Source organism: Actinoplanes sp. NPDC026623, assembly GCF_040638275.1.
Lineage (GTDB): Bacteria > Actinomycetota > Actinomycetes > Mycobacteriales > Micromonosporaceae > Actinoplanes.
In genome coordinates, this window is the sequence record NZ_JBEZXZ010000128.1 from 1 (window position 1) to 25,536 (window position 25,536).

30 protein-coding genes and 2 tRNA genes are annotated in these 25,536 nt (G+C 69.5%); 20 read left to right on the forward strand and 12 right to left on the reverse strand.

Annotation, left to right across the window (positions count from 1 at the left end):
- Nucleotides 1-1,399 (forward strand): arylsulfotransferase family protein (locus tag AB0F10_RS30030; RefSeq protein ID WP_360632363.1); only part of this gene is annotated, 1,399 nt, incomplete at its 5' end.
- Between the two features lie 24 nt (nucleotides 1,400-1,423).
- On the opposite strand, the gene AB0F10_RS30035 is transcribed toward AB0F10_RS30030, so the two are convergent.
- From AB0F10_RS30035 to AB0F10_RS30050, 4 genes are read right to left on the reverse strand one after another with little or no spacing between them, the layout of a single operon-like run.
- The gene (locus AB0F10_RS30035) at nucleotides 1,424-2,158 is read right to left on the reverse strand and encodes a CDP-alcohol phosphatidyltransferase family protein (protein WP_360632366.1); all 735 of its coding nucleotides are present in this window, start codon (nucleotides 2,156-2,158) and stop codon (nucleotides 1,424-1,426) included.
- A complete protein-coding gene (locus AB0F10_RS30040; RefSeq protein WP_360632369.1) occupies nucleotides 2,133-3,194 on the reverse strand; it encodes an iron-containing alcohol dehydrogenase family protein in 1,062 nt (353 codons plus the stop codon). The genes AB0F10_RS30035 and AB0F10_RS30040 overlap by 26 nt, the downstream gene beginning before the upstream one ends.
- Nucleotides 3,182-3,913, reverse strand: a complete 732-nt coding sequence (locus tag AB0F10_RS30045) for a phosphocholine cytidylyltransferase family protein (RefSeq protein WP_360632372.1) — start codon at nucleotides 3,911-3,913, stop codon at nucleotides 3,182-3,184. The genes AB0F10_RS30040 and AB0F10_RS30045 overlap by 13 nt, the downstream gene beginning before the upstream one ends.
- A 52-nt stretch (nucleotides 3,914-3,965) precedes the next feature.
- Nucleotides 3,966-4,415: an NUDIX domain-containing protein gene (locus tag AB0F10_RS30050; RefSeq protein ID WP_360632375.1), complete on the reverse strand. Its 450-nt coding sequence runs from the start codon at nucleotides 4,413-4,415 to the stop codon at nucleotides 3,966-3,968.
- Between the two features lie 38 nt (nucleotides 4,416-4,453).
- Between AB0F10_RS30050 and AB0F10_RS30055 the strand changes: the two genes are divergently transcribed.
- The 3 genes from AB0F10_RS30055 (at nucleotide 4,454) to eccB (ending at nucleotide 8,499) form a co-directional block, all read left to right on the forward strand.
- Entirely contained in the window at nucleotides 4,454-5,548 is a 1,095-nt protein-coding gene (locus AB0F10_RS30055; RefSeq protein WP_360632377.1) for a PLP-dependent aminotransferase family protein, read from the forward strand.
- 302 nt (nucleotides 5,549-5,850) lie between these two features.
- Nucleotides 5,851-6,990, forward strand: a complete 1,140-nt coding sequence (gene corA / locus AB0F10_RS30060; RefSeq protein WP_360632380.1) for a magnesium/cobalt transporter CorA — start codon at nucleotides 5,851-5,853, stop codon at nucleotides 6,988-6,990.
- A gap of 63 nt (nucleotides 6,991-7,053) precedes the next feature.
- Complete coding sequence (gene eccB / locus AB0F10_RS30065) at nucleotides 7,054-8,499, forward strand: type VII secretion protein EccB (protein WP_360632383.1); 1,446 nt, start codon at nucleotides 7,054-7,056, stop codon at nucleotides 8,497-8,499.
- Between the two features lie 51 nt (nucleotides 8,500-8,550).
- Here the strand turns inward: eccB and AB0F10_RS30070 are convergent, their stop codons facing one another.
- A complete protein-coding gene (locus AB0F10_RS30070) occupies nucleotides 8,551-9,168 on the reverse strand; it encodes a hypothetical protein (RefSeq protein WP_360632386.1) in 618 nt (205 codons plus the stop codon).
- 174 nt (nucleotides 9,169-9,342) lie between these two features.
- Between AB0F10_RS30070 and AB0F10_RS30075 the strand changes: the two genes are divergently transcribed.
- Nucleotides 9,343-9,876, forward strand: coding sequence for a peptidylprolyl isomerase (locus AB0F10_RS30075; protein ID WP_360632389.1), 534 nt, complete (start codon nucleotides 9,343-9,345; stop codon nucleotides 9,874-9,876).
- 23 nt (nucleotides 9,877-9,899) lie between these two features.
- Nucleotides 9,900-10,814 carry a rhomboid family intramembrane serine protease gene (locus tag AB0F10_RS30080; protein WP_360632392.1) on the forward strand — a complete coding sequence of 305 codons (915 nt, stop codon included), beginning with the start codon at nucleotides 9,900-9,902 and terminating at the stop codon, nucleotides 10,812-10,814.
- A gap of 11 nt (nucleotides 10,815-10,825) precedes the next feature.
- Here AB0F10_RS30080 and AB0F10_RS30085 read toward each other — a convergent pair whose 3' ends face one another.
- A complete protein-coding gene (locus AB0F10_RS30085) occupies nucleotides 10,826-11,248 on the reverse strand; it encodes a PH domain-containing protein (protein ID WP_360632395.1) in 423 nt (140 codons plus the stop codon).
- Between the two features lie 35 nt (nucleotides 11,249-11,283).
- Here AB0F10_RS30085 and AB0F10_RS30090 point away from each other — a divergent pair, with 35 nt between their 5' ends.
- Entirely contained in the window at nucleotides 11,284-12,414 is a 1,131-nt protein-coding gene (locus tag AB0F10_RS30090; protein ID WP_360632398.1) for an acetyl-CoA C-acyltransferase, read from the forward strand.
- A 58-nt stretch (nucleotides 12,415-12,472) separates the two neighbouring features.
- Entirely contained in the window at nucleotides 12,473-12,925 is a 453-nt protein-coding gene (locus AB0F10_RS30095) for a hypothetical protein (RefSeq protein WP_360632401.1), read from the forward strand.
- Here the strand turns inward: AB0F10_RS30095 and AB0F10_RS30100 are convergent.
- Both AB0F10_RS30100 and AB0F10_RS30105 read right to left on the reverse strand, forming a co-directional pair.
- The gene (locus AB0F10_RS30100; RefSeq protein WP_360632404.1) at nucleotides 12,922-13,800 is read right to left on the reverse strand and encodes a transketolase; all 879 of its coding nucleotides are present in this window, start codon (nucleotides 13,798-13,800) and stop codon (nucleotides 12,922-12,924) included. The genes AB0F10_RS30095 and AB0F10_RS30100 overlap by 4 nt on opposite strands.
- A gap of 5 nt (nucleotides 13,801-13,805) precedes the next feature.
- Entirely contained in the window at nucleotides 13,806-14,486 is a 681-nt protein-coding gene (locus AB0F10_RS30105; protein WP_360632407.1) for a transketolase, read from the reverse strand.
- Nucleotides 14,487-14,534: 48 nt separating this feature from the next.
- Here AB0F10_RS30105 and soxR point away from each other — a divergent pair, with 48 nt between their 5' ends.
- Complete coding sequence (gene soxR / locus AB0F10_RS30110; protein ID WP_360632410.1) at nucleotides 14,535-14,975, forward strand: redox-sensitive transcriptional activator SoxR; 441 nt, start codon at nucleotides 14,535-14,537, stop codon at nucleotides 14,973-14,975.
- A gap of 126 nt (nucleotides 14,976-15,101) precedes the next feature.
- A complete protein-coding gene (locus AB0F10_RS30115) occupies nucleotides 15,102-16,199 on the forward strand; it encodes a calcium-binding protein (protein WP_360632413.1) in 1,098 nt (365 codons plus the stop codon).
- A gap of 80 nt (nucleotides 16,200-16,279) precedes the next feature.
- Here AB0F10_RS30115 and AB0F10_RS30120 read toward each other — a convergent pair whose 3' ends face one another.
- The gene (locus tag AB0F10_RS30120; RefSeq protein ID WP_360632416.1) at nucleotides 16,280-17,254 is read right to left on the reverse strand and encodes an NAD(P)H-quinone oxidoreductase; all 975 of its coding nucleotides are present in this window, start codon (nucleotides 17,252-17,254) and stop codon (nucleotides 16,280-16,282) included.
- An 86-nt stretch (nucleotides 17,255-17,340) separates the two neighbouring features.
- Entirely contained in the window at nucleotides 17,341-18,375 is a 1,035-nt protein-coding gene (locus AB0F10_RS30125) for a glycosyl hydrolase (RefSeq protein WP_360632418.1), read from the reverse strand.
- A 331-nt stretch (nucleotides 18,376-18,706) separates the two neighbouring features.
- Between AB0F10_RS30125 and AB0F10_RS30130 the strand changes: the two genes are divergently transcribed.
- Nucleotides 18,707-18,794: transfer RNA gene (locus AB0F10_RS30130), tRNA-Ser, on the forward strand.
- Between the two features lie 77 nt (nucleotides 18,795-18,871).
- Here AB0F10_RS30130 and AB0F10_RS30135 read toward each other — a convergent pair.
- Nucleotides 18,872-19,018 (reverse strand): hypothetical protein, encoded by a 147-nt coding sequence (locus tag AB0F10_RS30135; RefSeq protein WP_360632421.1) that lies wholly within the window; start codon nucleotides 19,016-19,018, stop codon nucleotides 18,872-18,874.
- A 75-nt stretch (nucleotides 19,019-19,093) separates the two neighbouring features.
- Entirely contained in the window at nucleotides 19,094-19,369 is a 276-nt protein-coding gene (locus tag AB0F10_RS30140; RefSeq protein WP_360632424.1) for a hypothetical protein, read from the reverse strand.
- 262 nt (nucleotides 19,370-19,631) lie between these two features.
- Between AB0F10_RS30140 and AB0F10_RS30145 the strand changes: the two genes are divergently transcribed.
- The 9 genes from AB0F10_RS30145 to AB0F10_RS30185 all read left to right on the forward strand — a co-directional run bounded on the left by AB0F10_RS30145 (nucleotide 19,632) and on the right by AB0F10_RS30185 (nucleotide 25,370).
- Nucleotides 19,632-20,075 (forward strand): DUF4265 domain-containing protein, encoded by a 444-nt coding sequence (locus AB0F10_RS30145; RefSeq protein ID WP_360632447.1) that lies wholly within the window; start codon nucleotides 19,632-19,634, stop codon nucleotides 20,073-20,075.
- Nucleotides 20,072-20,650 carry a hypothetical protein gene (locus tag AB0F10_RS30150; protein WP_360632427.1) on the forward strand — a complete coding sequence of 193 codons (579 nt, stop codon included), beginning with the start codon at nucleotides 20,072-20,074 and terminating at the stop codon, nucleotides 20,648-20,650. Before AB0F10_RS30145 ends, AB0F10_RS30150 begins: the two co-directional genes overlap by 4 nt.
- An 87-nt stretch (nucleotides 20,651-20,737) precedes the next feature.
- On the forward strand, nucleotides 20,738-21,886 hold the full coding sequence (locus tag AB0F10_RS30155; protein ID WP_360632429.1) for an IS701 family transposase: 1,149 nt from the start codon (nucleotides 20,738-20,740) through the stop codon (nucleotides 21,884-21,886).
- A gap of 373 nt (nucleotides 21,887-22,259) precedes the next feature.
- A complete protein-coding gene (locus AB0F10_RS30160) occupies nucleotides 22,260-23,294 on the forward strand; it encodes a YaaC family protein (protein WP_360632432.1) in 1,035 nt (344 codons plus the stop codon).
- Nucleotides 23,295-23,450: 156 nt separating this feature from the next.
- Entirely contained in the window at nucleotides 23,451-23,762 is a 312-nt protein-coding gene (locus AB0F10_RS30165; protein WP_360632435.1) for a hypothetical protein, read from the forward strand.
- A gap of 3 nt (nucleotides 23,763-23,765) precedes the next feature.
- A complete protein-coding gene (locus AB0F10_RS30170; RefSeq protein WP_360632438.1) occupies nucleotides 23,766-24,098 on the forward strand; it encodes a hypothetical protein in 333 nt (110 codons plus the stop codon).
- An 18-nt stretch (nucleotides 24,099-24,116) separates the two neighbouring features.
- Entirely contained in the window at nucleotides 24,117-24,836 is a 720-nt protein-coding gene (locus AB0F10_RS30175) for a hypothetical protein (RefSeq protein WP_360632441.1), read from the forward strand.
- Between the two features lie 3 nt (nucleotides 24,837-24,839).
- Nucleotides 24,840-25,154 carry a hypothetical protein gene (locus AB0F10_RS30180; protein ID WP_360632444.1) on the forward strand — a complete coding sequence of 105 codons (315 nt, stop codon included), beginning with the start codon at nucleotides 24,840-24,842 and terminating at the stop codon, nucleotides 25,152-25,154.
- A gap of 123 nt (nucleotides 25,155-25,277) precedes the next feature.
- Nucleotides 25,278-25,370: transfer RNA gene (locus AB0F10_RS30185), tRNA-Ser, on the forward strand.
- Nucleotides 25,371-25,536: the final 166 nt, after the last annotated feature.

Sequence of the window (25,536 nt, forward strand, 5' to 3'; positions counted from 1 at the left end):
GGCCGGCGCCCCGGCCGCGCCGGCCCCGCCGAAGTTCCGCTCCCGGCCCGATCTGCGGGCCCTGCCGGACGTCACGATCACGACGCCGGCGAATGCCACCGCCCCGGGCTACATCCTGCTGACCCCGGCGTCCGGCGCCGGGCTGTGGGGGCCGCTGATCGTCGACGACGAGGGCTCGCCGGTCTGGTTCCGCAAGGTGCCCGACCCGGCGACGGTGGCCATCGACCTCAAGGTGCAGCGATACCGGAACGCCCCGGTGCTGACCTGGTGGGAGGGGACCATCGGCGGCACCGGCGGCCGCGGCGTCGGCCAGGGCGAGTTCGTCGTCATGGACACCGGCTACCGGGAGATCACCCGGGTCCGGGCGGCCGGCTCCGAGCAGGCCGACCAGCACGACTTCGTCATCACCCCGAACGGCACCGCGCTCTTCTGGGTCTACGACCCGATCCCGTACGACCTGACGCCGTTGGGCGGCCCGGCCGACGGGGTGCTGCACGACGGCGTCCTGCAGGAGATCGACATCAGGACCGGGCGGCGCCTGTTCGAGTGGCGGGCCCGCGACCACGTGGGCCTGGACGAGTCGTACGCACCGCTGCCGGGCGGCGACTCGGCGCACCTGCCGTACGACTACTTCCACGCGAACTCGGTCGGGCTGGACGCCGACTCCGACATCCTGGTGTCGGCGCGGCACACCTGGACGACGTACAAGATCGACAGGCGCACCGGCGACGTCCGGTGGCGGATCGGCGGGAAGAAATCCGATTTCACCATTGACGAGAAGTCCCGATTCAGCTGGCAGCACGACTTCCGGCGGCGCCGCGACGGCTCGTACAGCGTCTTCGACAACGGCGCGGGGGTGACCAAGCAGCGCGCCGAGTCCCGCGGCCTGGTCTTCGCCGTCGACGAGGCCGCCCGCGCGGTCACGTTCGTCGCCGAGTTCCCGCACCCGGGCGGGCTGTCCGCGCCGACCCAGGGCAACTTCCGCGAGTTGGCCGACGGCGGGTCGTTCATCGGGTGGGGCCAGCTGCCCTACTTCACCGAGTACGCGCCGGACGGGACGGTGCGCCTCGACGGGCACCTGCCGCCGGACAACCAGTCGTACCGGGCCTACCGGGCCGAGTGGCCGGGCGAGCCGCTGGACCAGCCGACGCTGGGCCTGCGCGTCGAGGGCGGCAACGTGATCGTCAGCGCGAGCTGGAACGGCGCGACGCGGGTCGCGAGGTGGCGGGCCCGCGCCGGACGGCAGCCGGGCGCGCTGACGCAGTCGGCCGAGGGCGCGCGCACGGGCTTCGAGACGACGCTGACCCTGCCCGGCACGCCGGAGTACGTCGTCGTCGAGGCGCTCGACGGCGCGGGCCGGGTGCTGGGCAGGTCGTCGGCGGTGCCGGTCCGGGTCTGAGCCGCGGCCCGCCGCCCCGGACGGTCAGCCCTTCAGGGCGGCCCGTCCGGAGAAGGCGATGCTCGCGGCCAGGAAGGCGCTGTTGATCAGCGTGAAGACGCCGATCAGCCAGACCGTCCAGTGTGGCGCCAATGTCAGGACCAGGCCCGCGACGGCGATCACCGCGCCGTAGTCGCGGACGAGCTTGACCACGCGGACCGGCAGCGACCGGCTGGTGACCATGCTGGACGCCTGGTCGCCGCCCTGCATCACCGAGGTCACCAGGTTGACCATCCAGGTGCCGGCGAACGCCGCCAGCAGCCAGGCCGGCGTCTGCGGCACCTGGGCCTCGGCCACCGCGGACAGGGCCGCGACCAGCGCGATCTGCCCGGCGACGTCGCACAGCACGTCGACCCGGCCGCCCGCGGCGCTGGTCTGGCCCGTCACCCGGGCCAGCTGGCCGTCCGAGCAGTCCAGCCCGTACGCGAGCTGCCAGCCGACCAGCGCGAGCAGGCCGATCGGCCAGGCCGGCACCTGGCGGTCCGCCACCGGCCCCGCGGCCGCCACCACCACGAACGAGACCAGGCAGCTGAGCCCGAGGTTCGCCACCGAGAGCACGGTCGGCGCGAGGCGGTGCCGGTAGGCGAAGACGGAGATCCGCGAGCCCAGGCGCTGGCTCACCGCCTCGCTGAACAGCCCGCCTCCGCGGTTGACCCGGTAATACTCCTCGGCGGTCGGCGGCTTCTGCATGGCGTCAGCGGTTGGCGATGGCGTCGACATAATCGGCCAGCTTTCCACGGATCTCGTCCGGGTTCATCGCGAGGTGTTCCAGGATCGTGTAACGGTCCGGCCGGGTCCTCGGCGCGAAGTGCACGACCTCGACGAACTGCTCGAGGCTCAGGCCGACGTCGTCGGGCGTGCGCGGCAGGTTGTGCCGGAGCAGGCAGGCCGACATCTGCGCGAAGCGGCGCTCGTCCTCGCGCAGGAAGGTGCAGAACAGCGCGCCCAGGCCGGCCAGCTCGCCGTGCGAGGCGGTGCCCGGGAAGAGCGTGTCCGTCGCGTGGATGATCTCGTGGCAGCCGCCGCTGCACGGCCGGCTGCTGCCGCAGACCGCCATGGCCAGGCCGCTGGAGATCAGCGTCTCGGCGAGGACCGTGACGAACGCGTCGTCCTGCATGTCGCCGGGCATGGTCAGGATCGCCTCGGCGCCCACCCGCGACAGCGAGGCGGCCAGCCCGTCGACGGGCTCGCCGCGGACCTCGCGGCCCAGGTCCCAGTCGGCCAGCGCGCTGATGTTGCTGATCACGTCGCCGATGCCGGCCCGGTTGACCCGCTCCGGGCCGTTCTCCACGAAGTCCAGGTCGACGATGACCGCGTACGGGATGTGCACCCCGTAGGAGCCCTTGATCCCGTCGTTGACCAGGCTGGCCACCGGCGAGGCGATGCCGTCGTTGGCGAGGCTGGTCGCCACCGACACCATCGGCATGCCCCAGCGGTTGGCCGCGTACTTGGCCGCGTCGACGGTCTTGCCGCCGCCGATGCCGACCACCGCGTCGTAGGAGCGGGAGCGCAGCTTCGCGGCCAGTTCGAGCGCGGCGTCCAGGGTGCCGCCGCTCGTGGTGAAGATGTCGGCCGAGCCGAGCGACGGCCGGATCATCTCCGCGATCCGCTCGCCCTGCCCGGGGCCCACCACCACGGCGACATCCCCGCCGGCGGAGATCCGGCCGTCGGCGAGGATGCGGCCGAGATCCGCGACCGCGCCCCGCCGCACGTCGATGTGCAGCGGGGTCTGGACGCTACGGGCTAGTAGCGGCATGCGATGTCCCGCGCCTTCGCGAGGTCGTCGTGGTTGTCCACCTCGACCCACGGGATGTCGCCGATCGTCGCCGCGCGGATCTCACCGCCACGGTTGGCGTACTCCTGGTAGCCGTCCTCGTAGTAGAGGTTCGGGTCGCGCTCCCAGGTGGTCTTGAGCGCGTCGGCGAGGTCCGCGGCGGCGGAGGCCTCGATGACGGTCGCGCCGATGTACTCGCCGAAGGCGTCGGCCGGGTCCATCAGCTTCGTGATCCTCGTGAGCCGGCCGTCCGCCGAGAAGATCGTCTTCATCTCCTCGTCGGCGAGCTTCTTCACGTTGTCGACGGCGAGCAGGATGCCCGGGCCGCGGTTGTCGAGCAGGGTCCGCTCGACGCTCACCGGGTGCACGGTGTCGCCGTTGACCAGCAGCGCGCCCTGCGCGAAACGGTCACGAGCCAGCCACAGTGAGTAGGCGTTGTTCCACTCCTCGGCCTTGTCGTTGTGCACGAGGGTGATCTTGACGCCGTACTTCTGCTCGAAGGCGTCCTTGCGCTCCTCGACGGCGCCGGCCTGGTAGCCGACGACGATCGTCACGTCGGTGAGCCCCGCGGCCGCGAGGTTACGCAGGGAGATATCCATGATGGTCGTCTCCCCGTCGACGGGGACCAGCGCCTTCGGCAGCGTGTCGGTGTACGGGCGCAGCCTGCGTCCGGCGCCGGCGGCGAGTACGAGACCGATCATTGGATGGTTCCTTCCGAAGTGAGAGGCGTGCCCGACGAGGATAGCCGTGGGTTCACATACCGAGAGTGTGCAGGACCTTGAAGCCGTCCTCGGCGATCCGCCGGATCATCCCGTCGTTGATCTCGGCACTCTCGTCCAGCACGGCCAGGTCGTCCGGGCCCAGCCAGCGGAACTCTGTGTGTTTGCCGACCTCGAGCCGGGGGCGTGCCAGGTCGCCGTCCACGCGTACGAGAAAGTTGCTCTCGTGCCGGTCGAGGCCGTCGTCTCCGGTGTAGGTGTATTCGCCGACCGGTCCCAGCACCACCGAGAGTCGCCAGCCGGTCTCCTCGAGGACCTCCCGTTGCAGCGCGTCACCGACCGTTTCGCCCGGTTCGAGGTGGCCGCCGACGATGTCCCACGAGTTCGGGAAAAGTTTCCGCAGCGCCGATCTGCGCTGGAAGAATATTCGACCGTCGTCGTCCACGACGAGAGCACCGGCGGTTCGCAGCGGTTCGGGGTACACGCGAAAAATGATATAGAGCCTGCTCGTAAGCTTGTGCCATGACCGCAGAGCAGTTGATCTCGTTCGCCAGAGGGGCTCCGTCCCTGGACATCGTCGACGTGCAGGGCCTCAAGGCGGCCGCCGCGCGCGCCTTCGACGCCGACCCGGCCGGAGTGACCGCCTACGGGACCTCCGTCGGCTACGTTCCGCTGCGAAAGTGGATCGCCGACAAGCACGGGGTCTCCCCCGACCAGGTCATTGTGACGAACGGCTCCCTGCAGGCCGACGCGTTCCTCTTCAACCACCTGGTGCAGGCCGGCGACGACGTGATCGTGGAGAAGCCGACCTACGACCGCACGCTGCTCAACCTGCAGAACCTGGGCGGCAAGGTGCACCAGGTGACGATCGACCCGGACGGCATCGACGTCGACGAGCTTCGCGAACTGCTCGAGGCGGGCCTGCGCCCGAAGCTCGCGCACATCATCCCGAACTACCAGAACCCGGCCGGCGTCACCCTGTCGCTGGACCGCCGCCGGGCGCTGCTGAGCCTGGCGGTCCAGTACGGCTTCATGATCTTCGAGGACGACCCGTACGTCGACATCCGCTTCCGCGGCGACGCGCTCCCGTCGATGCTGTCGATGGACACGGAGAACGTGGTCGTGCACGCCTCCAGCTTCACCAAGACGGTGTGCCCGGGCGTCCGCGTCGGCTACCTCGTCGGGCCGGCCGCGCTGATCGACGCGATCGCGAAGAAGGCCACCAACCTCTACATCTCGCCCGGCATGGTGTCCGAGGCGATCGTGCACCAGTTCTGCGTCTCCGGCGACATCGACCGCTCGGTGCAGACCGTGAGCGCCGCCCTCGCCGAGCGGGCGACGGTGCTCGCCGCGTCGCTGCGCGAGCACATCCCGGGCGCGACCTTCACCGAGCCCGACGGCGGCTACTTCCTCTGGGTCGACCTGCCGGCGAACGTCGACGTCGACCGGCTCTTCCCGGCGGCCATGAAGAAGGGCGTCGCCATCGTGAAGGGCAGCGACTTCCTGCTGGACGGCGGCAAGTCCTCGGTACGCCTGGCGTTCTCGGCCGTGACGGTCGACCAGATCGACGAGGGCGTCCGCCGGCTGGCCGCGGCCATCGCCGAGATCACCGCCTGACGGGCGTCCGCTGTCGGGCTTGCGACAGAGTCTCCGCCGACGCCGGTTCCGGGGTTGCCCCCGGGGCCGGCGTTCGGCACACAATGCTGCCGCGCGGCCCGCATGACCTTGCGGTCCGGCCTTGGACACCTACCCCGCCCCTCGGCGCCGGGCGGGCCGGTCGCACTCTCACCCCGAAGGCGGCCGGCCCGCCCGGCGCCACCCAGCCGGCCGGTCCGCGGCGTGGCCGGGCGTCACCTTGGGCGTAGCCTCGTGCAGGCCCACCGTGGGGGCCAGCGGGCATCACCTTGGGGGAGGCAGTCATGACCGAGAGCAGCGCGCGCCGAAATCGGGCGACGGGCGTGAACCGATCCCTGTCGCGGGCGTGGACCGCACCCGTGCGGGCGATGAACCGCTTCCTCGGCACCGCCGACGGCGCCGCCGAGCCGGGCCGGGTGTTCAACGGCACCGCGGTGGTGGACTGCGGTGTCTACGCCGACGGCAAGCGCATCCCCGGCGACTTCTCGCCGGACGAGGCCCTGCACGAGGCGTGCAGCCGCGAGAACGCGTTCGTCTGGCTCGGCCTGCACGAGCCGACCGAGGCCGAGATGTCCGCCATCGCGCGCACCTACGACCTGCACGAACTCGCCGTCGAGGACGCGGTCAAGGCGGAGCAGCGGCCCAAGCTGGAGCAGTTCGGCACCGTGCACTTCCTGGTGCTGCGCACCGCGCGCTACGTGCCCCACCGCGAGCTGACCGAGACGTCGCAGGTCGTCGAGACCGGGCAGATGATGATCTTCGTGGGCGAGCGGTTCGTGATCACGGTCCGGCACGGGGACGCGTCGCGGCTCGCACCCGTACGCGCGGACCTGGAATCCCGCGGCGTGCTGCTCGAGCAGGGGCCCTGGGCCGTGGCCTACGCCGTGACGGACCGGGTCGTGGACGCGTACGTCGAGGTCGCCGACCAGGTGGAGGCGGACCTGGACACCCTCGAGGAGGGCGTGTTCTCGCGGGACAGCGGCAGCCCGGTGCAGCAGATCTACCAGATGAAGCGCGAGCTGGTGGAGTTCCGCCGGGCCGTGGTGCCGCTGCAGCGGCCACTGGCCACCATCACCGCGCCGCAGAGCCGGCTGGTGCCCAAGGAGATCCGCCGCTACTTCCGCGACGTGCAGGACCACCTCACCCGCACGGTCGAGCAGGTCACCTCGTACGACGACCTGCTGAACTCGATCCTGCAGGCGCGGCTGGCGCAGGTGACCGTCGACCAGAACAACGACATGCGCAAGATCGCGGCGTGGGCCGGCATCGCGACGGTGTGGACGGCGTTCGCCGGCGTCTACGGCATGAACTTCAAGTTCATGCCCGAGACCCAGTGGCAGTACGGCTATCCGGCGCTGATCTCACTGCTGCTCGCGGTCTCGGTCCTGCTGTACCGCGCCTTCCGCCGCAACGGCTGGCTCTGACCGGCCCCCGTCACCTCTCGTCGACGCTTACAGTGACGAGGTCGCCCTGGGGAGGGAAATAGCGTGCCGTCACGCCAGGATCAGCTGCACTCCTACCAGTACTCGCAGCAGCGGGTGGTGGCCGCGCTGGTCACCCACGACCCCGATCCGCACCGCTCGCCCCTGCGCCGGGCCGGCGGCGCGGCCCTGGTCAGCATGGTCGTCGCCACGCTCGCCGTCGGCGGCGCGGCCGTTTACGGGATCCTCAAGGGCCAGAGCACGGTGGATCCGCGCAACGAGGCCGTGGTCTTCCTGGAGAAGGGCTCGGGCGCCCGCTTCGTCTACCTGAAGTCCGACGATCGCCTGCACCCGGTGCTCAACTACAGCTCCGGGCTGCTGATCGCCAACGCCACCGAGCCGAGGATGGTCGACGCGTCCTCGGAGAGCCTGGCCAAGGTCCAGCTCGGTGACCCGCTCGGCATCCCGGACGCGCCCGACTCGCTGCCGTCGGCCAAGGGCGGCCTGGTCGACCCGGTCTGGACGGTGTGCTCGCTGGCGTCGGACGGCGCCGCGGCGCCGCGGAGCCTGCTGTCGGTCGGCGACCGGCCCGCCGACGGGACGGTGCTGCCCGTGCCCCGGGCCGACACGCGCGCGGCCGACCTGCGCGGCCTGCTGGTCTCGGACCCGTCCGGGCGCACCTTCCTGGTCTACAACAACCGGCGCTTCCTGCTGCCGGCCGGCCGCGAACAGCAGATCAAGACCTTCTTCGGCTGGACCCAGCCGCCGCTGAAGGTGGCGACCGCGTGGATCAACGCGGTGCCGATCGGGCCCGACCTTAAGCCGCCCGCGATCCCGGACGCGGGCGAGGAGTCCCCGGCGGTCGCCGACTTCGAGATCGGCCGGCTCCTGCAGATCGGCAACCCCTCCGGCGGCGACAAGTGGGCCGTCGTGCTCGGCGACGGCGTCGCCGACATCACCGAGGTGCAGGCTCAGCTGATCCTGGCCGGCGGGGACGCGAGCGTCGAGCGCGGGCTGGACCTCAACCGCTACAGCAACCTGCCGCGCTCACAGACCCAGCTGATCACGGAGGCGGCGGACGCCGGTTTCCCGCCGGCCGTCCCGGTGCTGCTGAACGGCCCGGGGCAGGTCTGCCTGACCTACGACGCGAAGAAGGCGGCGGCCCCCGAGGCCAGCATCCGGATCGGTCCGACGGTGCCGAAGGGCAGCCCGGTCGGCGGGGCACCGAACGTGCCCGGCGGCGTGCAGGCCGACCTGGTGCACGTGCCGCGCGGCAAGGGCGCCCTGGTCGTCGCCGCCGCGTCGCCGACGGCGCCGGCGGGCAGCGGCACGGTCAGCATCGTGACGGACACCGGCCGGCGTTACCCGGTCGCGAGCCGCGAGGTGCTGCCCCGGCTGGGCTACGGCGGCGTCAAACCCGACGCCGTGCCGGGACAACTGGTCGCGCTGCTGCCGCAGGGCCCGGCCCTTGATCCGGAACGCGCCCGGCAGGCGGACGCCACGGACGAGTAGAAAACGGCGGGCGCCCCGGGGGCACCCGCCGTTCTCCTGCCACTTTCGAGGTCAATTCTTGTTCTTGCCGCTCGCCATCCGCGCCACGGTCGGGCTGTGCTGCGCCGAGGAGGTCTGGTCGGCCTCCGCGTCGAGGGGGAGCGTGCCGTCCTCGCTGACCGGCGCGACGAGGCCCGTGGGGCCCGTCAGGTCCGGCTCGAACGCGGCGTCGTCGGCGCCGGCGACCGGGGCCGAGACCGGGCCGGACGGGTTGTACTCGTCCCACTGCTCACGGCGACGCATCCGGACCACGTAGGCGCCCGCGGCGCCGACCGCGGCACCGGCCAGCAGCAGGCCGACGAGCTTCGTGCCCGTACGCCTGCGCCGCTTGAGCTTCGCCTTCTTCTTGGAGTTCCTGCCCAGCTCGACCGGCGGCCAGCCCGCGTGCCGCGCGGACTCCGTCGCGGTGGCGACCAGCGGGGTCAGCGTCGCGATGGCGCTGTCCCAACTCTGTGCCGCGGCGTCCCTCGCCTTGATGGCCGTCGGCTGCACGCGACCCATGGCTGCGTCGATCTTGGGACCCACGGTCGAGCTGGTCTCGTGCGCGGCGATGGTCGCCGCGCGCCTGAAGTGGTCGACGCTCTGCCCGAGCTCCCGCTTCATCCGTGCGCTGCGGTACTTCCGTCGCATCGTTGCGAACACCAGTGCCCACCTCCTGTGGTTCTCTCCCACGCCATGTTGCCCTCTTGGGTACCCCCGCGTAGCCGGATCTGACACATGGGGGAGGATCCGAACTGCAAAGAACTGTCCAGCGCCGGCCCCGACGTAGCGGACCGGCGACCGCGACACTGAGGGGGAGTACCCGTGGCCGACACTCTTTACGCCACCCTGCACACCAACCACGGCCCGATCCGGCTCCAGCTCTTTCCGGACCACGCCCCGGCGACCGTCCGGAACTTCGTGGAGCTGGCCGAGGGCACCAAGGACTACGTCGACCCGCGGACCGGCGCGAAGGGCAGCGGCCCGTACTACGACGGGACGATCTCGCACCGGGTCATCGCCAACTTCATGGTCCAGATGGGCGACCCGACCGGCACCGGCCGCGGCGGCCCGGGCTTCAAGTTCGCCGACGAGTTCCACCCCGAGCTGCAGTTCGACCGCCCGTACCTGCTCGCCATGGCGAACGCCGGCCCGGGCACGAACGGTTCGCAGTTCTTCATCACCGTCGGACCCACCCCGCACCTGAACCGGAAGCACACGATCTTCGGCCAGGTGGCCGACGAGCAGTCCGCCAAGGTCGTGGACTCGATCGCGACCACCCCGACCGGCCCCGGCGACCGCCCCCGCGAGGATGTCGTCATCGAGCGCGTAGAGATCGAACGGGTACCGGGAAACTGACCTCGTCCGGGTACGTTTGAGGCATGAGTGAGTCTCCGGTGACGGCGCCGGTCTGCTACCGCCATCCGTCAAAAGAGACCTACGTGCGCTGCACCCGCTGCGAACGCCCGATCTGCCCGGATTGCATGAACGAGGCCTCGGTCGGCCACCAGTGCCCGGAGTGTGTCGCCGACGGCAGGCGCACGCAGCGGCCGGCGCGCACCGCCTTCGGGGGGAGCGCGGCCGGCCGCGCCGGGACGGCCACCCGGGTCCTCGTCGGCGTCAACGTCCTCGCGATGGTCATGTCGGTCGTCTCCGGCGGCTCCACCGCCATCGCCGGCGGCGGCTGGGGAGGCCTGCTCGGCGGCAGCACCCCGCTCACCGAATGGGGCGCGGTGCTCGGCTCGGCCTACTACGGGCCGGTCGGCCAGGAGACCCTGCACGGCATCGCGCACGGCGAGTGGTACCGCCTGTTCACCGCGATGTTCCTCCACTATGGCGTGCTGCACCTGCTGATGAACATGTACGCGCTCTGGTTCCTCGGGCGCGACATCGAGCGGGTGCTGGGCCCGCTGCGCTTCATCGGCCTCTACCTGCTGGCGGGCCTCGGCGGCAACGTGGCGGCGTACGTCTTCACGGCGCCGAACTCCATGACCGCGGGCGCGTCCACCGCGGTCTTCGGCCTCATGGCGGCCATCTTCGTGCTGCTCAAGCGCCTCAACCTGAGCATCGCCCCGATCCTGCCGGTGATCGTCATCAACGTGATCTTCACGTTTGTGGCGTCGAACATCTCGGTGGCCGGGCACCTCGGCGGCCTGGTGGTCGGCGGGGCCGTGGCCACCGTGCTGGCCTACGCACCGAGGGAGCGGCGCAACCTGGTGCAGGGCATCGGCTGCGCGGCGATCTTCCTGATCCTGATGGCGCTGACGATCTACCGCACCGCGACCATCCCGGGCTGACCCTCCGGCGGTCAGAACGGGGCGTTCGCGCGCAGCGCGTTCAGCGCCTCGGCCACGTCCTCCGGATCCGCGCCCAGGTCGTTGACGCTGAACATGTGCAGGCTCTCGCCCGCGTCGATCTCCAGCAACGCGCTGCTCAGGCCGAGGCGCTCGCGGCGGTCCACCCGGACCCGTTCGATCTGGGGCCAGGCCAGGTGCCGGCGCCGGGCGAACCCGGTGACCACGGTGATCCCGCTCGTGTCCGCGCTCAGCCGGACCGGCGCGATCAGGTCCCGGGCCGCCCAGACGGTCAAGCCCGCGGCCGCCAGGACGGCGATGAACCACTGCAGCATCTCGCCGCGGCCGAACGCCACGACCAGCACTATCACCGCCACCGCGCCCAGCAGCCTGGTGATCGGCAGAGCGGGCTTCACCCGCCACTGAAGAGGCGACATGCCATAACTATCGCAGCCCGCGTAACGTCGGCGGTATGCGAGACGCGGTGATCGTTGGAGCCGTCCGGACGCCCGTCGGGCGGCGGGGCGGTGGGCTCGCGCAGGTGCACCCGGCCGACCTGTCGGCGATCGTGCTGCGGGCACTCGCCGAGCGTTCCGGCTTCGACCCGGCCGACGTCGAGGACGTCATGTGGGGATGCGTCTCCCAGGTCGGCGAGCAGTCCTGGAACATCGGCCGCAGCGCCGTCCTCGCGGCCGGCTGGCCCGAGTCGGTGCCGGCCACGACGATGGACCGGCAGTGCGGGTCGAGCCAGCAGGCGCTGCACTTCGCCGCGGCGACCGTGCTCTCCGGGCAGGCCGACCTGGTGGTGGCCGGCGGTGTCGAGTCGATGAGCCGGGTGCCGATGGGGTCGAGCGCGGCCGGGGCCGACCCTTACGGCTCGGCGATCGCCGAGCGCTACGGCACGTCCGTGTTCAACCAGGGCGTCGGCGCCGAGATGATGGCCGCGCGCTGGGGCCTCACCCGCCGGCAGCTGGACGAGTACGCCCTGGCCAGCCACGCCGCGGCCGCCAAGGCGCAGGACGCCGGGGCGTTCGACGAGGAGGCCGTGCCGGTCGGCGAGGTCTCCCGCGACGAGGGGATCCGGCGCGACACCACCATCGACAGGCTCGGCGCGCTGAAGACGCCGTTCAAGGCCGACGGCGTCGTCACCGCCGGCTCCGCCTCGCAGATCTCCGACGGCGCCGCCGCGCTGGCGGTGACCACGTCCCGGTGGGCGGCCGCGCACGGCCTGGTGCCGATCGCCCGCGTGCACACCGCGGTGGTCGCGGCCGACGATCCGGTGATCATGCTGACCGCGCCGCTCGCGGCCACCGCGAAGGCGCTGGACCGCTCGGGCCTCAGCCTCGACGAGATCGGCGTCTACGAGGTCAACGAGGCGTTCGCGCCCGTGCCGCTGGCCTGGCTCGCGGAGACCGGGGCCGACGAGTCCCGGCTCAACCCGCGGGGCGGCGCGATCGCCCTCGGTCACCCGCTCGGTGCGTCCGGCGCGCGGATCATGACGACGATGCTGCACCACATGCGACAGACCGGACTCCGCTACGGATTGCAGACCATGTGCGAGGGCGGCGGTATGGCAAACGCCACGGTGGTCGAGCTTCTGTAATTAGATATTCATCGTGCCGTGGCCGCTGCTTCCCCGTTTGCGCCGCGTTAAACGCCACATGGACGTGTTTTCTCGTACGTTCCTCCCCGCCGCCGCCGAAGCCGGGGTCGCGATCCCCACCGTGAGCCGGCACCTGCCCATCTTCCGACGCTGCGTGGAACCGGACGATTCCACCGTGCTGGTGACCCGCTGCGTGTGCCCGGATCGGCCGATGGCCGGGGAGTTCCTGCTGCTCCTCACCTACCGGCGGCTGGTCGTCACCCAGGAGACCCGGGTGCTGCACCGGCTCAAGCTGCACCTGAACGCGAACCTGCGCCACCTGAGCAACGTCACCTGGCGGCCGGACCTGCGCATGTCCGCCGTGGATGTGGCGGCGACGGCGGTGGACGGGGTCCGCGAACGGTTCCGGATGCGCCTCGCCCAGCCGGAGCAGGTGTGGCACTTCGACGCGCTGCTCAAGCACGTCTTCCGCGAGCGCCGATCACTCACCCCGCTGCCCACCGCCGCCTAATCCAGGAACGTCACGATCGAGGTACGCAGGCCCGCCGGGTCGAGGCCGTGCCAGTGGGCGTGGTCCGCGGGGGTGCCGTAGCGCCGTTGTTCGGCGCGGCCCACGCCGAGGTGCAGTTCCCGATGGGGTACGTCGGAGAGCGCCGCCGCCACGAGCCGGCTCGACGTGCCGGCCAGGTACGGCTCCACGACGATGACCTCCCGGCTCACCAGCTCGCGCAGCCCGGCGCCGTCGAACGGCCGCGGCGTCATCGTGTACGCGACGGTGACGTCGAGCCCCCGGGTCGCGGCGAGCACCGGGTCGAGCATCGGCCCGACCGCGAGCACGACCGGTGCGCCGGCCCAGCCGCGCCGCACCACCTGCAGCCGGTACGTCCGCTCGTACGCGCGGGCGTTGTGCTGCGCCGAGAGCCGCACGTAGACCCGGTCGTCGTTGCGGGCCGCCGCGCGCAGCAGCGGCGGGACCTCGTCCGGGTGACCCGGCACGTGCACGGTCCAGCCCTCGAGGGTGTCGAGCAGCCCGACATCGCCCGGCGACTGATGCGTGTAGCCCTCGGCGGACGCGTCGTACGAGGCGCCGATGCTGACCAGCACCGCGCCCACGTCCTGGTGGCCGAGGTCGAGCTTGATCTGCTCGTACGCCCGGTCGATCAGGAACGGCGCGTAGGAGTGCAGGTACGGCCGCAGGCCGGTCAGCGCGAGCCCGCCGGCGACGCCGGCCATCAACTGCTCGCGGATGCCGACGTTGAGCACCCGGTCCGGATGTCTGCGGTGCGCGTCCGCGAACGCGTCGCTGGAGATGTCGGCGAGCACGACGGCGGTCCGCGGGTCCTCGTCGAGCAGCGCGGTCGTGGTGGCGACAAAGGTCTCTCGCATGATCCTCAGCCTTTCGGTTCGACGGTGGCGACGACGACGTGCGGACGGTCCTGGTCGCGGTGCCGCAGGGCCTCCTCGATGGCATCCTGATCACGTCCGTTCACGACGGCGGTGGACCACCCCGGGAAGCGGCGGGCGATGCCGCCCGGCCACCCGTGCGTCGCGGACTGGTTGTCGATGACGATGGCGGTGAGCCGGTCCAGCCGGGCCGCCGGCGCGTACGCGATGGCCTCGTGGTTCGAGCCCTCGTCCAGCTCGGCATCGCCGAGCAGCACGAAGGTGCGGGCGTCGAAACCCTGCGCGCGCAGCCCCAGCGCGGTGCCGACGGCGAGGCCGAGCCCGTGGCCCAGCGATCCGGTGCCGACCTCCACGCCCGGGATCAGCACCCGGTCGGGGTGGTGCCCGAGCGGGCTCTGCGGCCCGCCGAGATCGTCGAGCCAGTCGGCCGGGAAGAAGCCCTTGGCGGCGAGCACCGCGTAGTAGGCGGCCGGCCCGTGACCCTTGGAGAGCAGGAAGCGGTCCCGATCGGGCTCGTCCGCCGTGTCGGGTGAGACGCGCAGGACGCGGTCATACAGCACCCACAGCACGTCGAGCGTCGAGAACGCGCTGGGCGCGTGCTTCTCGTCGCCGGTCAGCCGGGTCAGCAGCGTGCCCAGCAGGTTTGGTTTAACGGCCGTAGCAGTCATATTCTCAGACTGCTAGTTAAAGTTAACTTCAATTCAAGGGTGCCTGGAGTGGAGCTTCTCACCATCGGCGACATGGCCGTGCGCAGCGGGGTGGCGCAGTCGGCCCTGCGCTACTACGAGCGCGAGGGACTGATCCGGGCGACCCGCACGGGCGGCAATCAGCGCCGTTACGAGCGGCACGAGTTGCGCCGGATCGCGTTCATCCGGATCGCCCAGCAGGTCGGGGTCTCGCTGGAGGAGATCCGCGAGGCGCTGGCGGCGCTGCCGGAGAACCGCACACCGACGAAGGCGGACTGGGCCCGGCTCTCGGCACGCTGGCGGCGCAAGCTCGACGACCGCATCACGATGATGGAACGGCTGCGGGACCAGCTGACCGGCTGTATCGGCTGTGGCTGCCTGAGCCTGCAACGCTGTCGGCTGATCAACCCGGACGACCGCCTGGCGCGGCGCGGCGAGGGCCCGCAGATGATTCTCAATCCACCGTCCTGACCACAGCGGACCGTACATGGAAATCGGTATGCCCTGTGACGAGACCCTTATGGGATAACGAAATTGGCGTGGCCTACGTATAGTCGCGGAAGATCATCAATTGCACGTCCCACACGGGGGTTCCGCATGTTCCTGCTCCACCGCAAATCGTTGGCCGGCCTCGGCTTCACCGCCGTCGCCGTGGCCTCGACCGCCCTGTTCGCCGTGCCCGCACAGGCTGCGTCGGCGGGTCTGGCGAAGGTCGTCGGCTCGTCCGCCGTTCAGTTCAACGCGCTGATGGGCAAGTCCAACTCGCTGACCATCACCATCTCCGGCCGCACGGTCACCCTGAACGACAAGGTCGCCATCAAGGCGGGCAAGGGCTGCAAGGCGGTCAGGCGCGACAAGACCAAGGTCAAGTGCACGACGCCGAAGAAGACGACGAAGCTCAGCGTCGCGCTCGGCGACAAGACGGACGCGGTCGTCAACGCGACCTCCGTTTACATGCTCGCGGACGGCGGCACCGGCAACGACACCCTCACCGGCGGCTCCGGCAAGGACCAGCTCCAGGGCGGCACCGGCAACGACAAGCTGTACGGCAAGGCCGGCAACGACATCTTCTTCGGCGAGTCCGGCAACGACACCATCGTCGGTAGCTCCGGCAACGACCAGATCGACGCGGGCTCCGGCAACGACTCGGTCACCGGCGACGCCGGCATCGACGAGCTCCTGGGCGGCTCCGGCAAGGACCGGCTGGCCGGTGGCGCCGCCAACGATACGATCCTCGGCGGCGCTGACATCGACACCATCTACGGCGACGCGGGCGTTGACATCCTCTTCGGCGACGCCGGCAACGACGTCATCTCCGGCGGCGTCGGCGGCGACCGCATCTTCGGCGACGCCGGCAACGACAAGATCGCCGGCGGCGACGGCGACGACCTCGTCTTTGGTTTGGCCGGCAACGACCAGATCACCGGCGGCGCCGGCGATGACTCGCTCGCCGGCGAGGATATCAACGCGGCGGGAATCCAGGTCGGCAGCAACTCGGCCCTCGACAGGATCGACGGCGGCGCCAACACCGACTTCTGCCTCGTGATGGCCGCGGGCACCACGGCGAACTGCGAATCCCCCGAGCCCGGCCCGGCACGCCCCTCGGCGACGGCGTCGGCGGCTCTGTCCGCGACGGCGATCCAGGGTGCGCGGCAGGCGGAGTCCCACCTGGCCGCCGCCCGGGCAGCCGAGTAACACCAGCCGAAAGCGACGGCCCGATCGGCGGAACCTCTCCGCCGGCCGGGCCGTTCGTCGCATCACCGCCGCAGGCCCGGTCAGGGCAGCAGCAGAATCTTGCCGATGTGGTCGCTGCTCTCCATCAGGCGGTGGGCCGCCGCGGCGTCGCGCATCGGGATCGCGCGGTCGATGATCGGGCGGATCGTCCCCGCGTCGACCAGCGGCCAGACCCGCTCGCGCACACCCCTGACGATCCTGGCCTTGTCGGCGACGGGCCGGGCGCGCAGCGTCGTCGCCGAGACCGAGCCCCGCTTGCTCATCAGCGCACCCAGGTCGAGCTCGCCGCGCCGGCCGCCCTGCATGCCGATGATCGCGATGCGCCCGTCGGGTGCGAGGGCCGCCACGTTCCGGTCCAGGTATTTCGCGCCGACGATGTCGAGGATGACGGTCGCCCCGCGGCCCTCGGTGAAGTCGCGGGTCGCCGCCACGAAGTCGGTCGAGGTGTAGTCGATCGCCAGGTCGGCGCCGAGTGCCAGCAGCTGGGCGTGCTTGGGCTCGCGGGCGGTGACGATCACCGTGGCGCCGAGCGCCTTGCCGAGCTGGATCGCGAACGTGCCGATGCCGCCGCCCCCGCCGTGCACCAGCAGACTGTCGCCCTGGCGCAGGCGGGCGATGTCGACCACGTTGGACCAGACCGTGCAGGCCACCTCGGGCAGGGCGGCCGCCTCCCGCAGCGACATGCCCTGCGGGATGGGCAGCAACTGGCCCTCGGGGACCGCCACCCGCTCGGCGTAGCCGCCGCCGGCGAGCAGCGCGCAGACCCGCTCGCCCACGTGGTGGCCGGTCACACCCGGGCCGACCTCGGTGATCACGCCGGAGCACTCCATGCCGGGATAGGGCGGGACGCCGGCGGGCGGCGGGTAGTGGCCCTGGCGCTGCATCAGGTCGGCCCGGTTGACCCCCGCGGCGGTCACCTCGACCACCACCTCGCCCGGGCCGGGCGTCGGATCCGGGACCTCGGCCCAGAGCAGGGCCTCGGGTCCGCCGGGCTGCTCGATCGTGATCGCGTGCATAGGGACAGCTTGCCCGACGCGTACGACAAAAGCGGGTGAGCCGCCCGGCAGGTTCGCCGGGCGGCTCGTGGGGTGCTGCTCGGGGGTCAGCCGATCTTGACGTTGAACAGGTTGTTGGCGGCGAGGGTGCGGAAGGCGGTGAGGCTGGTCTTCTTGCTGTCGATGCTGATGTCGCGGTCGCCCTGGTCGTCGTGCTTGGTGTCGAAGTACACGATCGCCTTGATCGCCGGCCGCTTGGCCAACTCCGGCAGCACACTGTTGAACCCGGCCGACTTGTCGACAGGCTTGCCGACGCGGTGGTAGACACCCCACTCGGCGATCATCAGCGGCTTCGCCGCGTGCTTCTTTGTCGCCCAGTCGTAGAACGTCGGACCGTTCTTGGCCTTACGGTCGAGCAGGTCGGCGAACTGGCCGTAGTGGTACGCGCCCTTCTCGGCCGACACGTAGGAGTCCAGGCCCATCCAGTCGACGACGTCGTCACCGGGGTACAGGTCGGCCCACCACTTCTGGGCCATCCACTTCTCGTTGCCCATGTACGCCATCACGTTGATCGCGTTGGTGACGCCCTTGGCTTCGAGGCGCTTGATGGTGTGGCGGTACATGGCGGCGAAGTCCTTGGCCTCCCAGCCGGAACCGCGCCGGGCGATGACGTCGTTCTCCGGCTCGTGGTTGAGCACGAGGAAGAACTTTTCCGGGAAGTCCTTCTTGATCCGGGCGGCGAACGCGTCGATCCGCTTGTCCTGCTCACCCTTGGCCACCTTGGCCCAGGACGACTTGTAGGCGATCTTCCAGTTCAGCAGCAGCACCCGCGGCTGGTTCGTGTCGCGGGCCATGGCCTTCTCCGCGGCGGTCGGGAACACCTCGTCACCCTTGTGGTAGGTGTGGTAAATCGTGGCAGTGCGGCCGGAGAGCTTCTCGAAGTCCTTCAGCGCCTGGTCGCGGGGGGCGTCGGTGAAGCCACCGGCGGCGGCACCCCAGAGCACGCCACACGAGGGCACGAGCAGGTCGTTGGTCTTACACCCGGCGGCGGGAGCGGCGGTGGCGGCGGTGGTGCCGGCCAGCGCGGTCGTGGCACCCATGGCCATGGCGGCCAGCACGGTCATCGACTTCTTGAGACGCATTTGGTTTTTCCCCCCGCTTGTCCAGCCGTTGTCGGCCGGGCATGCAGAGAAGATTCCGGTCTGCGCGGTGCACCCCCTGGTCCCGAACAGGTGCCACCCGGTTGCGGACGGCCCGAACAGCGCGACTTGAGGATTTCCGCGCTCGAAAACCTCGCCATACAGGTGATACCGGGCACTAGGTCAGGGCGAATGCGGGGGAGAGCGCGAAAGCGATCGGCCCGGATCCGCTATTGATCTTGTGATGCGACAGCTCCGGTTCGCCCACGGCTGCCGACACCACCTACCCATCGGCCGCCCGGTACTCTGCTCGTGAGGCTGCCACGGCAGCTCGGGAGGGCTCGCCTAGTGGCCGATGGCGCCGGTCTTGAAAACCGGTGAGGCGTTCCGCGTCTCCGTGGGTTCGAATCCCACGCCCTCCGCTCAGCAAGCAGCGAGAACCCCCGTCGACCAGCGGTAACGCCGGTCGACGGGGGTTCTTCGTGCTCCGCTCAGAGCCTCACTCGATCTCACTGCGGCTCGCTTGATCTCGCTCGCCGCGACCATAGCGCGACCACGAACTTCCCTTGCCCATTGCGCAGAGGGCGGCGGGGTCAGCCTCGTCTTGTTGCGCGAGCCGCAACAGGTCGTGGATCTGCGGAATCATCAGATGCCTTCCGACCACCGCGGACCAACGAGAAGGGCCAGTCACCACGACATTGGTGACTGGCCCCCTCTACGGTCAGCGTCTACGGAATTCCTCGCAACCCGAAGCCTCGACGGTCTGGCCGGACTTAATCGTACTGACGGTGCAGAACTCGAAGATGCCCTCGGTGGCGCCGCTGGATTTGTACTTTCCGGGTGCGACGTCGATGCCTACCTCGTAGGCGCCGTCGCCGAAGGACGTGTCGATTGCGGATTCCGCCGGAGGCTCTGTCTCAACCACCGGTTGGGGCGCGGCAGGTGCCGGTGCCTTTTTGGTAGCGACCGGCTTGGGCTTGACGGTAGCGTCTGCCACAGGTGCTTTCTTCGCCGGAGCGGCGGGGGCGTGGTGGCCTCAACAAGAGCCGCTGCGGGGGTGGAGGAGCTACCCAGGGCTGCCAACACGATGGCGTTGATGAATACGGTCATGATCCCGAGGGCGAGGCCGGTGATCGACTTGCACTTGCTCGCGGCCTTAGACAGGGCGATGGCGCTAAAGACGATGGCCGCAACACCAATAAGGAAACCCAGTCCGGGCACCCAGCAGAGGACAATGCCGACGATGCCGAAAACCAGGCCTGCGGTCACCATTCCGCTCTTGGGCGGAGAGACGGGCCGCTGGTACGACTGCGGGACGCTTCGAGAAGCTCTGGGTCGAAGTCCTGCCGGACGACACGTACCGCCTGGTGCGGACGCCGAAGCTGGCGTTCGGGCTGGCCCGCGAGGACACCTTCCGGGTCGACCCGCGCGGCAACGTCATCGGCGTGACTGCCGGCCCGTACTGGGGCATCCAGCTGGTGTCGGCACAACCGCTGACCGCGGCGGCGATCGAGGGACTGATCGCCGCCGCGGCGGAGGTGGGCGGCACCCTGGACGTGCACGACGACCTGGTGGCGGGCCTGGCGGTGCCCAAGGGCGTGACGGAGGAACAGGTGACCGCGGCGGTCGACCGCTACTCGGCGGCCCATCCGGTGCGAGCCTGGTGGGTCGCCAGCGGCGAGGACCCGGAGGTACGCGAATGACACGGCGGCACTTCACGGTGGTGCCGGTCGATGGGCCGGTCACCGAGCCCGTACTCAAGCTGGGCGGCCAGCCCGTCTGGCTCGCGGCGCCACAGTGGCCGATCTCCTTGGAGTACGACGAGCCGATGACGTTCATCGGCCAGTTCCCGGTGCGGGGTGGGCTGGCCTACCTGTTCATGACCAGGGCGGACGACTATGCCCCGTACGCGGCCGAGCCCGAGGGCGGCGAGAACGCGGTGATCGTCCAGCCGGACGGCCGGCTGCAGTTGCTCCGCCGCACGGTGCACGACGACCCGGCGCCGCAGCGGGTGGCCGACCAGGCCGACGGGCCGACGGTCGGGCCGGACCACCGGCTGATCCAGGTCCCGCCGGAGGGTGAGGGCGAGCTCCAGTTCGCCGACGGCGAGCCGCTGTGGTTGCAGGGCGACGAGACGCCGGGCGACGGGTACGGCTTGGTTGCACAGCTGGCTCCGGAGCTCCTGCCCTTCAAGGTCAACTTCGGCGACGGCGGCGTGGGGTACGTGTTCCTTTCGGCTGACGGTCGAGAGGGCCGGTTCCTCTGGCAAGGCCACTAATCTCGATCTTTCATTGTTCGAGGTAGTCGGCCTGTACTAGTACTGCAACCCGGCGTCGCGACTTGAGTCGTGGTGGCTCGTTGTCTGATGGTGCTGGGTGGTGGGGTTCTTGAGGAGTGGCAGGCGGGTCTGGATGATCTGTTTGCGCTGGTAGCGGGCCGGTTTTCACGGGTGGAGCCGCGCCGGTTGGCGTTCGCTTATGTTCGTGGGCTGCTGGCGCCGTTGGAGCGGCGTAACGGGTGGACGATCGCGGAGCATGCCGGGCGCGGGTCGCCGAACGCGGTCCAGGAGATGCTTTACAGCCCGTGTTGGGACCCGGATCTGGTGCGCGATGACGTGCGTGACTACCTGGTCGAGCACCTCGGCGACCCGGAGGGTGTGCTGATCGCGGACGACACCGGGTTCGTGAAGAAAGGCATCCGATCGGCCGGGGTGCAGCGGCAGTACTCCGGCACGGCCGGCAAGGTCGAGAACTGTCAGATCGGCACGTTTTTGGCGTATGCGTCGGCCCGGGGCCGGGCGTTGATCGACCGTGAGTTGTATCTGCCGAAGTCCTGGACCACCGATCCGGACCGGTGCACGAAAGCGGCAGTGCCGCAGGGTGCGGAGTTCGCGACCAAGCCGCAGCACGCGAAAGCGATGATCGAGCGGGCGGTTGCTGCGGGGGTGCCGTTCGCCTGGTTCACCGCGGACGAGGCGTTCGGGCAGAACCCCGGCCTGCGCGACTGGCTGCAGGAGCAGGACATCGCGTATGTGATGGCCACCCGTAACGATGACGAGGTCCCGGCCGGGCTGCACACGCTCAGCCCGGTCAAGACCATGATCGGCCGGGTCCGGGCCGGGGCGTGGCAGAGGATGTCGTGCGGTGACGGCGCCCATGGCCCGCGCGTCTACGACTGGGCGTGGACGCCGATCCGCGGTGTGTTTCCGCACGGGCGTCGGGGCTGGGTCCTGGCATGGCGGTCGATCACCACCGGTGAGATCGCGTTCTACCGGTGTTTCGCCGCGAGGGGGACCCGGCTGCGGGACCTTGTCCGGGTCGCGGGGGCGAGGTGGGCGATCGAGGAGTCGTTCCAGACCGCGAAGAACGAGGTCGGTCTGGATCAGTACCAGGTCCGTCGTTACGACGCCTGGTATGCCCACATCACCCTCGCGATGGCCGCTGCCGCGTTCCTGGTCGTGACCCGTGCCACCGAGTCCGCAAAGGGGGCCGCAGCACAGACGACGGCATGCTGATCCCGTTGACCAGCAACGAAATCCGCCGCCTGCTCTGCCGCTTCGTCCTCACCGCCGTTCATACCGCCGCACACGTCTGGCACTGGTCGCGTTACCGCCGCCGACGTCTCGAACAAGCCCGAGCCTGTCACTACCGCAAACGACTCAAACCACCGTAAGCAACGACATCGGGTTGCAGTACTAGAAGCGTCGCCAAGATGCCGATAGCTCCAATGATTGACTGTGCCCAGTCTCCGACGCTCACGGGTCCGACTCTACGTCCGAGACCCTGGCCATCGTGATGTGGAAGTACGCGGCGGCCTCGAGACAGGACGATGGCTCCGATCGACGCACGTTGCCGATGAACGACTGCACGAAGTACTACGGTAGGTCGATGACTTCTGCAGCGTGGCGCAACATCCAGGCCCTGCGAGCTACACCGACCGGTCTCGCCACGACGGACCCGAGAAGACGGACATTCGCCGCCGCGCTGCGGCAGGCCGAGGAGCTAGCACTGGCAGCCGACGCTGTGAGCTACGAAGCTAAGCCACTTCCCTTGTTCTACTCGCTCAGCCAGGCCGGCCGAGCCATAGCTGCCGCGCATCTTCCCGACCGGTTTGAGCTTGAAGGACACGGCATCCAGTTCCGACTCGGCAATTCGAAAAAGGTTCTGACCGGTACCCTCAACGAGCAAGGTATGGCCGGAGGAGCGTTTCAAGACGTCGCTACGGCCACTGGATCGACAGCAATCGAAAAGCCTACGCAACTTGGTGCATTGTGGGCGGCCAACCCGGATCTCGCCGATGTGCCGATCCCCCCACAGCTCGGTGGGTGGCCCAGAGCTGTTGGCTGCGGTCTCGGAACACGACCGCCGAAGAGCGGCAACCTCCCCCACATCACCGGAAGCACGATCCTCACGATCCTTGACCTACCTGGCGAGACGGGCGCAGACATTGCGGGCGTAGTACGGAATTACCCATCGCTTGCTGGCACTCGGAGTCTGAAGTTCGGCAGCGTCGGTGACTCGTACGCTGAGCCGCACGAGCAGGTTGACCGGCGCGATGACGGACGAATTTTGTTGGGCCGACCGGCGCCGGCGGAACGGTCCATGAAACTGTCAGATTCATGGGATCTTCAAGATGGCCTCTATTCCGTAGTCGAGATTGACCAGTCGGCCTCTCTCTACCCGGACCCGAACTATGTCGGCTGGGTCATCCCGGAGGTCGCGGGCGGGCCGGCACCGTCACCGCTGCTGCTTTGGTGGGCACTGCTGTTTGGCTTGTCGCACCTCGCCCGATACCACCCAGCCGCATGGACTTCTGCTGTCGACCTGGACAAGAGCGCGGAAGCGGCGCCTTTGCGGGAAGTGCTAGATATGGCCGCCGAGCAGGTGCCTGTGCGGGTGCTGGCCGCACTCAGAGGCAGGTAGTGCGGCGCTGGCGCCACACACGGGGGCCCGTGGGTAGACGAGCACCAGGTGCACGCGGCTCTGTGGGCCTATCCGCCGGCGCAATCTGGGACCTCGTAGACATGCCCAACCTTGGTACGGTCGGAGCCGGGTTCACGAGCGAGAGGCAGATGTGGCGTGACGGGGACGGCGGTTGAGCTGCGGCGGCTTGTCGGCAAGTTCGTGCTGTTCTTCGCTGGCTGCTGGCTCATCGTGCTCATCGCAGGCGCGGCCGGCGCTCTTCGTGGCGCGTCGGTAGATCCGCTGCGCTTCGCCATCCTGCTGATTCCCGGTTGTGCGTTTGTGCCCGCGGTGTACTACGCGGTCGGGCTGCACCGCAGCGACGACCCGGCACAGTTGAACCGGATCTGGCCAAAAGCGATCGTGTACGGCCTCGCCGGCTTGGTCCTGCTCTTCGGAACGGCCTACGGCCTCTACGAGATGGGGTAGACCATGAGCTTCAGCGTCGAGCCCGCTGACCTCCGAGTCTTCGCCACCACACTCCAGCATGCGTACGCCGATGCCGACGCCGCCAAGACGTATGTGCATGCGCACGGCAGCTTCAGCTTTCACGAGTCAGGCATCATCGGCGCGCTGTCCGGGGCGCACTCGGAGTGGATGGGCAAGCTCGACGAGATGCTGACCCATCTCCAGGCGCTGACCGACTCGTCCAGCCGTGCGATCAGCGACATCGCGACCCAGTACAAGTCGAGCGACGAGGACTCGGCCGCGCGAGTCGACGCCAGCTACCCCGCCGAGCCCCGGCCACCGGTGAACCGCGACTGAGCACACGGGGGAACCAATATGTCCGAGGCAACGCAGTATCTGGTGGCTCCGGGGGAGCCCGACGACAGCATGACGAACGGCTTCGCCAACCCGTTCGACCTCTTCAACTACATCAGCCCGTCGGCCTGGATCAATGATCTGATCGAGAAGACGACGGGCATCGACATCTTCGGGTACGCGACGGACGCGTTTACGGGCGAATGGGCGGCTCTCTACAAGTTCGGTGACGCGATGGCCAGCCTTGCGCAGACCATGCAGCAGATCGGCATCGACATCCAGACCGGTGCGATCAAGGCGGATCAGACCTGGGACGGCAACGCCAGCGACGGCGCCTACAACTACTTCTCCTCCCTGGCAGCTACGGTCAGCGGCCAGCAACCCGCCCTCAACGCGGCCGCGAAGGGCTACCACGACGCGGCCCGTGGTGCGTGGCAACTGAGCAACCAGCTCGGGAACCTACTGCAAGCCATCGCCGACGAGGCGATCATCATGGGCATCGCGGCGGCAGCCGGCACCGCGACAGCAGAGACCGGCGTGGGTGCCATAGCCGGCTACGGCGTGGCCGCCTACCAGGCCGTACAGATACTCAAGCTCGTCAACAAGGCGTCGCAGATCATCAACACCGCCGGAACCGTGATCCTGGCGGCATTCGGCGGCGGCATGGACTTCGCCGGGCAAGGCGGCGATCTGTCCGCGATGCCGCTGCCGGTAACCCCCTACTCCGTGCCGAGGGTGTAATCCATGAGCGACGAGCAGGAACCCATCGATCACGAGCTCCAGCAGATGACGAGCAACCCGCGTGTGGCCAAAGCGACGAAGGAAGCTCTGAACAGGTTGCGCCAGGGTGTGGCCGGGCCTGAGCTGGCCGAGATGGCGACCGAGGTACTGGAAGGCCGAACCGATCTACGCACGATCGGCCGTAGCTCGGTGTATGCGGCACAGCTCACCGAGGCTGCCGAAGGCTTCCGTGAGTGGCACGCTCACCTGAGTCCAGAGGAGCGCGATGCGCGCGACCGGAGCGCGCACGAGTACCTCGGCGACGCCGACAACGGCTGACCGGCCCGCTCGACGGCTGAACCCTGTCAGGCCGGTTCCGCCCGCAGGGGACGGCGCGCAGAGCTGTCCTGATCGACCAAATGGGAGAGTGCGACCATAGGGCGACAACGGCATGCCGCCTCGGGATGTTTCGCCAGGTCAGAGCCTTGTAGATACCGGTCTTGAAAACCGGTGAGGCGTTCCGCGTCTCCGTGGGTTCGAATCCCACGCCCTCCGCACCTCAAGCAGCAGAAACCCCCGCTGACCAGCATGAATGCCGGTCGGTGGGGGTTCCTCGTGCTCAGCTCAGCTTTCCGTTTAACGTCTGAGCTGGGATTAGTCGCTCTGTCGAGGGACTGGCAGGACGCGGCCACCTGGTCACTCTGAGGAGACGCGAATCTTC

What these genes read in the sequence shown, in the direction of transcription:
- AB0F10_RS30070 (WP_360632386.1), bottom strand. Translation starts at nt 9,168, where the DNA reads ATGCGACGGAAGTACCGCAGCGCACGGATGAAGCGGGAGCTCGGGCAG.
- AB0F10_RS30080 (WP_360632392.1), top strand. Translation starts at nt 9,900, where the DNA reads ATGAGTGAGTCTCCGGTGACGGCGCCGGTCTGCTACCGCCATCCGTCA.
- AB0F10_RS30175 (WP_360632441.1), top strand. Translation starts at nt 24,117, where the DNA reads ATGTCCGAGGCAACGCAGTATCTGGTGGCTCCGGGGGAGCCCGACGAC.
- AB0F10_RS30160 (WP_360632432.1), top strand. Translation starts at nt 22,260, where the DNA reads ATGACTTCTGCAGCGTGGCGCAACATCCAGGCCCTGCGAGCTACACCG.
- AB0F10_RS30055 (WP_360632377.1), top strand. Translation starts at nt 4,454, where the DNA reads ATGACCGCAGAGCAGTTGATCTCGTTCGCCAGAGGGGCTCCGTCCCTG.
- AB0F10_RS30170 (WP_360632438.1), top strand. Translation starts at nt 23,766, where the DNA reads ATGAGCTTCAGCGTCGAGCCCGCTGACCTCCGAGTCTTCGCCACCACA.
- AB0F10_RS30045 (WP_360632372.1), bottom strand. Translation starts at nt 3,913, where the DNA reads ATGATCGGTCTCGTACTCGCCGCCGGCGCCGGACGCAGGCTGCGCCCG.
- AB0F10_RS30100 (WP_360632404.1), bottom strand. Translation starts at nt 13,800, where the DNA reads ATGCGAGAGACCTTTGTCGCCACCACGACCGCGCTGCTCGACGAGGAC.
- AB0F10_RS30120 (WP_360632416.1), bottom strand. Translation starts at nt 17,254, where the DNA reads ATGCACGCGATCACGATCGAGCAGCCCGGCGGACCCGAGGCCCTGCTC.
- AB0F10_RS30180 (WP_360632444.1), top strand. Translation starts at nt 24,840, where the DNA reads ATGAGCGACGAGCAGGAACCCATCGATCACGAGCTCCAGCAGATGACG.
- AB0F10_RS30105 (WP_360632407.1), bottom strand. Translation starts at nt 14,486, where the DNA reads ATGACTGCTACGGCCGTTAAACCAAACCTGCTGGGCACGCTGCTGACC.
- AB0F10_RS30035 (WP_360632366.1), bottom strand. Translation starts at nt 2,158, where the DNA reads ATGTCGACGCCATCGCCAACCGCTGACGCCATGCAGAAGCCGCCGACC.
- corA (WP_360632380.1), top strand. Translation starts at nt 5,851, where the DNA reads ATGACCGAGAGCAGCGCGCGCCGAAATCGGGCGACGGGCGTGAACCGA.
- AB0F10_RS30125 (WP_360632418.1), bottom strand. Translation starts at nt 18,375, where the DNA reads ATGCGTCTCAAGAAGTCGATGACCGTGCTGGCCGCCATGGCCATGGGT.
- AB0F10_RS30115 (WP_360632413.1), top strand. Translation starts at nt 15,102, where the DNA reads ATGTTCCTGCTCCACCGCAAATCGTTGGCCGGCCTCGGCTTCACCGCC.
- AB0F10_RS30150 (WP_360632427.1), top strand. Translation starts at nt 20,072, where the DNA reads ATGACACGGCGGCACTTCACGGTGGTGCCGGTCGATGGGCCGGTCACC.
- AB0F10_RS30135 (WP_360632421.1), bottom strand. Translation starts at nt 19,018, where the DNA reads ATGATTCCGCAGATCCACGACCTGTTGCGGCTCGCGCAACAAGACGAG.
- AB0F10_RS30090 (WP_360632398.1), top strand. Translation starts at nt 11,284, where the DNA reads ATGCGAGACGCGGTGATCGTTGGAGCCGTCCGGACGCCCGTCGGGCGG.
- AB0F10_RS30095 (WP_360632401.1), top strand. Translation starts at nt 12,473, where the DNA reads ATGGACGTGTTTTCTCGTACGTTCCTCCCCGCCGCCGCCGAAGCCGGG.
- AB0F10_RS30085 (WP_360632395.1), bottom strand. Translation starts at nt 11,248, where the DNA reads ATGTCGCCTCTTCAGTGGCGGGTGAAGCCCGCTCTGCCGATCACCAGG.
- AB0F10_RS30155 (WP_360632429.1), top strand. Translation starts at nt 20,738, where the DNA reads ATGGTGCTGGGTGGTGGGGTTCTTGAGGAGTGGCAGGCGGGTCTGGAT.
- AB0F10_RS30040 (WP_360632369.1), bottom strand. Translation starts at nt 3,194, where the DNA reads ATGCCGCTACTAGCCCGTAGCGTCCAGACCCCGCTGCACATCGACGTG.